The sequence below is a fragment of the Emticicia sp. genome, assembly GCF_049241225.1.
Lineage (GTDB): Bacteria > Bacteroidota > Bacteroidia > Cytophagales > Spirosomataceae > Emticicia.
In genome coordinates this window covers 24,380-30,234 of the sequence record NZ_JBMLRC010000044.1, presented here as the reverse complement: position 1 = coordinate 30,234, position 5,855 = coordinate 24,380, and the positions used below count along the sequence as shown (strand labels likewise).

Sequence of the window (5,855 nt, the reverse complement as noted above, 5' to 3'; positions counted from 1 at the left end):
ACAGCTTCTTGTCTTGCTCCGGTTGGCCTAGTAACTAGTAATATCGCATCAAATTCAGCTACTATAGCTTGGAATTTAATTAATGGAGCGATTGATTATACTATTCAGTATAGACCATATTCAAGCTCAAATTGGATAACTCTAGCAGCTGTAACAGCTAATGCATATAGTATAACTGGATTATCAAGTGGAACCACTTACGAATGGCAAGTAAAGGCGAGTTGTTCGGCTTATAGTTTGACAACTTCATTTACTACATTGTCAATTGCGGCTTCGAAGAAAAATTCTTCGATCAATGTTCCAGTTGATATAAAAGGGAAAAGTTTGAGTAATATTCCTGTTCCATTAGAAATAATGACGAGATTCTCTGTTTATCCGAATCCTGCTCAAAACAGTATTTCATTAATGATTGGAAATGAAGATAAAATAGAAGGAGATGCTTTTTATCAGATTGTGGATTTTAGAGGAAGAATTAGGAAGTCTCAAAAAATCTCTGGAAACAGTGTCGATTTGGAGATATCTGATCTAGAGCCTGGGCCATATATCATTCAAATGGTCAGTAAATTAGGAGTGGTTGAAAGCAAAACCATGATAAAAGAATAAGTTTTTTAAGCGGTCTGCTACCCAATAGCAGACCGCTTTTTCGTTAAGCAACGGCCTCAGCCAACACACGATAACTATACGCCAAACCCATAGCCACACTATTAAAATTATCGCCCGATTTGATCTTTCCTGAACCAAAACGCTTCATAAAGATATTGTTGAGTGGCCGAACCATCGAAGTACCACCGGTCATAAATACCACATCAATGTCTTCGTTTTTTATCTGATTTTTATCAAGAAACTCTTGCAAATACTGTTCGATTTTCTCGACGTTTTTGTCAATAATTTCTTCCGAAAACGCTTGAATAGAAATAGGCTCGTTGATGGCAATTTCGCTTTCGTTAAACTCAAAAACAGCATTATCAGACTTTGTTAAGTCGATTTTTACTTTTTCGATTTGCTTAAATAACACATAGCCTAAGTTTTGTTCAATCAAGGTTTGTAGGTTTTTCACTCGATAATCTTTGCCCGAATATTGGTAAGATTTAGCAATGCTCAACTTCATACGGAGGGAGTCGAGGAAGTTCATTTTTTCCCACGAACAAATGCTATAAAAATACGAAAGTGGCAAATCAATCGGTTTTCCAGGCGTAAATTCTTCTTTTACACCACGCCCGAAATATGGTGTGCCTTTGTGCCACATAATGTCAGAATCGAAGCTATCGCCACCGATATAAATACCTCCTTGAGCCAGCATGTCGGCTTTGCGGTCAGCTTGATTGATGGCCTCCGGGTTGAGTTTCATCAATGAAAAATCAGATGTACCACCACCAAAGTCGGCTACTAAAACCAGTTGTTGGTTTTCGATTTGACGTTCATACGTAAATGCCGCTCCGATTGGCTCCATTTGAAAATAAAACTCTTCGAAACCAGCAATTTGGGCCGCTTTTGAGAGCCTTTCTTGAGCTAGAGCATCTTTCTCGGGGTTTTCGTCAAAAACTACTGGTCGGCCAATAACGGCGGTTTTGATGTTTTCTCCCACAAATTCATCGGCTATTTTCTTTAGATGCACTAAAATCAAAGCTACTAAATCTTCGGCACGGTAGCTTTTCGAGCCGATGCGGGTATCAATAAAGCTTTTATTTGGCAAAACCTTTTTGATAGATTTCATGAATCGCCCACGCATACGGCTTTGCACATAGAGCGAAATGGCATCATGCCCAACCGTTGGAGCAACAATTTCTTTGGGAGTTGTAGGCTCGGGGAAAAATAGGAGCGAAGGTATCGTGAAAAGTTTAACTAAATTATTTGTTTCGGTGTCAAGAATTGCAAGGGCCGAGTTGGTCGTTCCGAAATCAATTCCGTAAATATATTTGCTCATGAAAAACGATTATAATGTAGCACAATTTTCTGAATTGTGTATGCGTAGAACAATTTGAAAATTGCGTGAGGATAAAAAAATTACATACTCTCGGTAAGGTCACGAACTTGACCTTTGTCGCAGTAGAGCGTACGGTACGGGAAGCGTTCGATAAGCTCGAAATCATGGGTTGCCATCAGTACGGCAGTATTCGATTTTTCGTTTATGTCGAGGAAAAGTTTCAGAATTTCAACCGACATTTCGGGGTCAAGATTCCCCGTTGGCTCATCGGCCAAAATAATGTCGGGTTTGTTGAGTAATGCTCGGGCAATTCCGACTCTTTGTTGCTCACCACCCGAAAGTTGGTGGGGCATTTTTTCGAGAATATGAGGTAGATTAACCAACGAAAGTACTTCTGCTATTCGCTCATTCATTTCATTTTTATCTTTCCAGCCCATGGCTTTCAAATAGAAATGAAGATTTTTTTCGATATTTCTATCACTCAGTAATTGGAAATCTTGAAAAACTATCCCGATTTTTCGACGTAGATAAGGTATTTCGGAACGTTTAAGAGCGTGAAGTTCAAAACCACCGATTATTCCAGAGCCTTTTTCAAGCCAAAGGTCGGCGTAAAGCGTTTGTAAAAGCGAAGATTTCCCACTTCCAGTTCGGCCAATTAAATAGACAAATTCTCCTTTTTGGATACTAAAATTTACATCCGACAAAACCAATTGGTCTCGTTGGTAAATAAAAGCCTTTTGTAGAGAAATTACCGAACTTTCCATAATTAATTAAGAATTAAGAATTAAGAAGGAGGAGTGATTGACCAAAAAGATAAACCGTTCTAATTCTTAATTCTTAATTCTACATTCTTAATTCTTAACTAATTTTATTTTGCGTTCACTTTAGCGTAGTCAGCTAAGAATTTAGCCAAGCCGCTGTCAGTTAATGGGTGATTCAATAATGCCATGATAGCCGAAAGTGGGCCAGTCATTACGTCAGCACCGATTTTAGCACATTGTAAGATGTGCATTGGGTGACGCACCGAAGCAGCTAAGATTTGAGTTTCAAATCCGTAGTTGTCATAAATCAAACGAATATCTTCGATAAGATTCATGCCATCGGTTGAAATATCATCTAAACGACCAACGAACGGAGATACATAAGTAGCACCAGCTTTAGCCGCTAACAAAGCTTGACCAGCTGAGAAAACTAAGGTACAGTTGGTTTTGATACCTCTTTCTGAAAAATATTTAATAGCTTTGATACCATCTTTAATCATTGGTACTTTCACTACAATTTGCTCGTCGATTTCAGCTAACTCTTCGCCTTCAGCAATCATTTCTTCAAAAGTAGTAGAGATAACTTCGGCACTTACATCGCCGTCAACAATCTCGCAGATTGCTTTATAATGACGCATAACGTTGTTTTTGCCAGCAATACCTTCTTTTGCCATTAGTGAAGGGTTGGTAGTTACGCCGTCGAGAACACCGAGGTCTTGTGCTTCTTGAATCTCTTTAAGAGAGGCTGTATCAATAAAAAATTTCATGGAGAGAAACACCCCTATCCTCATAAAGGAGGATTTTTGTTTGATGCTTTCTAGTCTTGGGGCTATTTAGACTAAAAAGCTACATGAATATGTTTTTCTAAAAAAAAGTCAAAAAAAAAGGCAAATTCACCGCTCAACCACAGTACCCTTGCTTCGGTCAAGACCTGGGGGATTCAGCAGGAGCTGGTAATTTGCCGACACAAAAGTAGTAATTTTTTGACTGTCTGCAAACGTTTTTTTGTGCAAATTTAATAGTTTTTTTGATTTTAGTCTCAAAAATCGAATTAATCGCTTGATAGTCAGTTATTTGTCGGGTAAAGCAAGAGGGTTAAAAAAAATTAACGAGGTATATCATATTTTTTAAAATCTGTTAGTCGTAATTTTGTTTGTTTTGATAAATATTCCTAACCCAATACCTTTAAAGAGATGATACAGAAAGTAATACTTTGGTTTTTTGTAGTGATGTTTTTTGTGTTTGCATTGGTGCAGTATAATGACCCTGACCCTTATGTTTGGATTCCCGTGTATCTGATTCCGGCGTATTTATGTTATTACAGATTGCAAGGAAAGGGCGATAAATTGATGTATTTTGCCTTCGGTTTATTGTTTTTGATGTGGGCAATAAATCAATTTCCGCCTGAGTGGGAAGGTGTTTTGTTGAATCAAGGTATGAAAACCGTGAATATCGAATTGGGTCGTGAATCGCTTGGCTTGGGCTGTTGCACCATTGGAATGTGGCTTTGTGCGGCGTTGAAGTGAGTTCTGAATTCAAAGTTCTGAGTTCTGAGTGATGAATTTTAACTCTACACCCAGAACTCTAAACTATTAAAGCATTGCCATAAATTCTTCTTCCGAAATCATCGTTACGTTGAGTTTTTTGGCTTTTTCTATTTTTGATGAGCCAGGTTTTTCGCCAACAATCAGAAAATCTAATTTTCCTGAAACTCCACTTACCACTTTTCCTCCATTCGCCTCGATTTTTTGTTCGAGGGCTTCACGCTCAAAATTGGCGAACGTACCTGTGTAGAGGAAAGTCTTTCCTGCCAGTTGGTCGCCTTCAATTTCTTTAACTTCATCTAATGCGGCCATTTGTAAACCTGCTGCTCGAAGTCTTTCGATTAAAGCCAAATTATCTTCATTCTGGAAAAATTCAATAATACTTTGGGCAATCTTGTCGCCAATTTCGGGTGCGGTGCGAAGTGTTTCGTAATCGGCGTTTTTGATATTATCAATATTTTTGAAGAAGCTCGCCAGTTTTTCGGCCACAGTAGCACCTACATAACGAATACCGATACCAAAAAGCACTTGTTTGAATGGTGCTTGCTTCGACTTTTCGATACCATCTAAGATATTCTGAACGGTTTTTTCTTTGAAACCAATTTTTCTGACTTTTCCTGTGAGTTCGTCTTCGGTTACTTTTTCGAGTCCGAAAAGTTTTTCGTAGGTCAAATCATATAAATCTGTGATGTCGTTCACCAATCCTTTATCATAAAGCAATTCGATTTTTCCTTCACCCAAACTATCAATATTCATGGCTTTGCGGTGAATAAAATGCTCGATTCGGCCTCTAATTTGTGGTGGACAACCTTTTTCATTGGTACAGTAGTGGTTGGCTTCGCCTTCTTTGCGAGTTAATGCACCGCCACATTCGGGACAAGTAGTTGGATACACAATTTCTTGCGTGTTGAACATATCTCGCTTCGATAAGTCAACGGCCGTTACTTTCGGAATGATTTCGCCACCTTTTTCCACAAAAACTGTATCGCCGATTCTTAAACCCAAACGCTCGATTTCGTTGGCATTGTGGAGCGAAGCACGTTTGACGGTTGTACCAGAAAGGTGTATGCCTTTGCCGTTAAGTTTTTCATTGTCGAGTTCGGCCACGGGCGTAATTGCTCCTGTGCGACCCACTTGATAGGTAACAGCTTTCAGAATAGCGGGTTTCGATTCGGCTTTGTATTTATAGGCAATTGCCCAACGTGGACTTTTGGCAGTATAACCCAATTCGGCTCTTTGAGCAATCGAGTTGAGTTTAATTACGATACCGTCAGTGGCGAGTGGTAATGAAAAACGTTTTTCGTCCCATTCGTTGATGTAAGCAATCACCTCTTGGATTGTGCTGCATTTTTTCCAAGTTTGCGACACATTGAAACCTAAGTTTTTGAGTGCTATTAGGCTTTCTTCGTGTGTTGCAAAGACTTCCTCATCTGACAGAAATTGATAGACATAAGCATCAAGCCCACGACGAGCTACTTCGGCCGAATCTTGCAATTTGAAGCTACCCGAAGCGGCATTTCGAGCGTTGGCGTAGCTTTCTTCGCCGGCTGCTTCGGCATCTGCATTCATTTTTTCAAATGATGAGTAAGGTAGGAAACCTTCTCCACGGACTTCAAAAACAGCCCC

Annotated in this window: 6 protein-coding genes; 2 read left to right on the top strand and 4 right to left on the bottom strand. The window is 39.3% G+C overall.

What is annotated here, in order from left to right; all coding sequences use genetic code 11:
* Nucleotides 1–603 (top strand): T9SS type A sorting domain-containing protein (locus ACOVO2_RS03045; RefSeq protein WP_421768559.1); only part of this gene is annotated, 603 nt, incomplete at its 5' end.
* A 43-nt stretch (nt 604–646) separates the two neighbouring features.
* On the opposite strand, the gene ACOVO2_RS03040 is transcribed toward ACOVO2_RS03045, so the two are convergent.
* From ACOVO2_RS03040 to fsa, 3 genes are all read right to left on the bottom strand, one after another.
* A complete protein-coding gene (locus ACOVO2_RS03040) occupies nt 647–1,924 on the bottom strand; it encodes an Hsp70 family protein (RefSeq protein WP_421768558.1) in 1,278 nt (425 codons plus the stop codon).
* 80 nt (nt 1,925–2,004) lie between these two features.
* Nucleotides 2,005–2,688 (bottom strand): cell division ATP-binding protein FtsE, encoded by a 684-nt coding sequence (locus ACOVO2_RS03035; protein ID WP_421768557.1) that lies wholly within the window; start codon nt 2,686–2,688, stop codon nt 2,005–2,007.
* A 104-nt stretch (nt 2,689–2,792) separates the two neighbouring features.
* Nucleotides 2,793–3,452 carry a fructose-6-phosphate aldolase gene (gene fsa, locus ACOVO2_RS03030; protein WP_188763679.1) on the bottom strand — a complete coding sequence of 220 codons (660 nt, stop codon included), beginning with the start codon at nt 3,450–3,452 and terminating at the stop codon, nt 2,793–2,795.
* 426 nt (nt 3,453–3,878) lie between these two features.
* Here fsa and ACOVO2_RS03025 point away from each other — a divergent pair, with 426 nt between their 5' ends.
* Entirely contained in the window at nt 3,879–4,211 is a 333-nt protein-coding gene (locus tag ACOVO2_RS03025) for a transmembrane 220 family protein (RefSeq protein WP_421768556.1), read from the top strand.
* Nucleotides 4,212–4,277: 66 nt separating this feature from the next.
* Here ACOVO2_RS03025 and ligA read toward each other — a convergent pair.
* Nucleotides 4,278–5,855, bottom strand: a 1,578-nt coding sequence (gene ligA, locus ACOVO2_RS03020; RefSeq protein ID WP_421768555.1) for an NAD-dependent DNA ligase LigA, incomplete at its 5' end; no start/stop codon positions are given.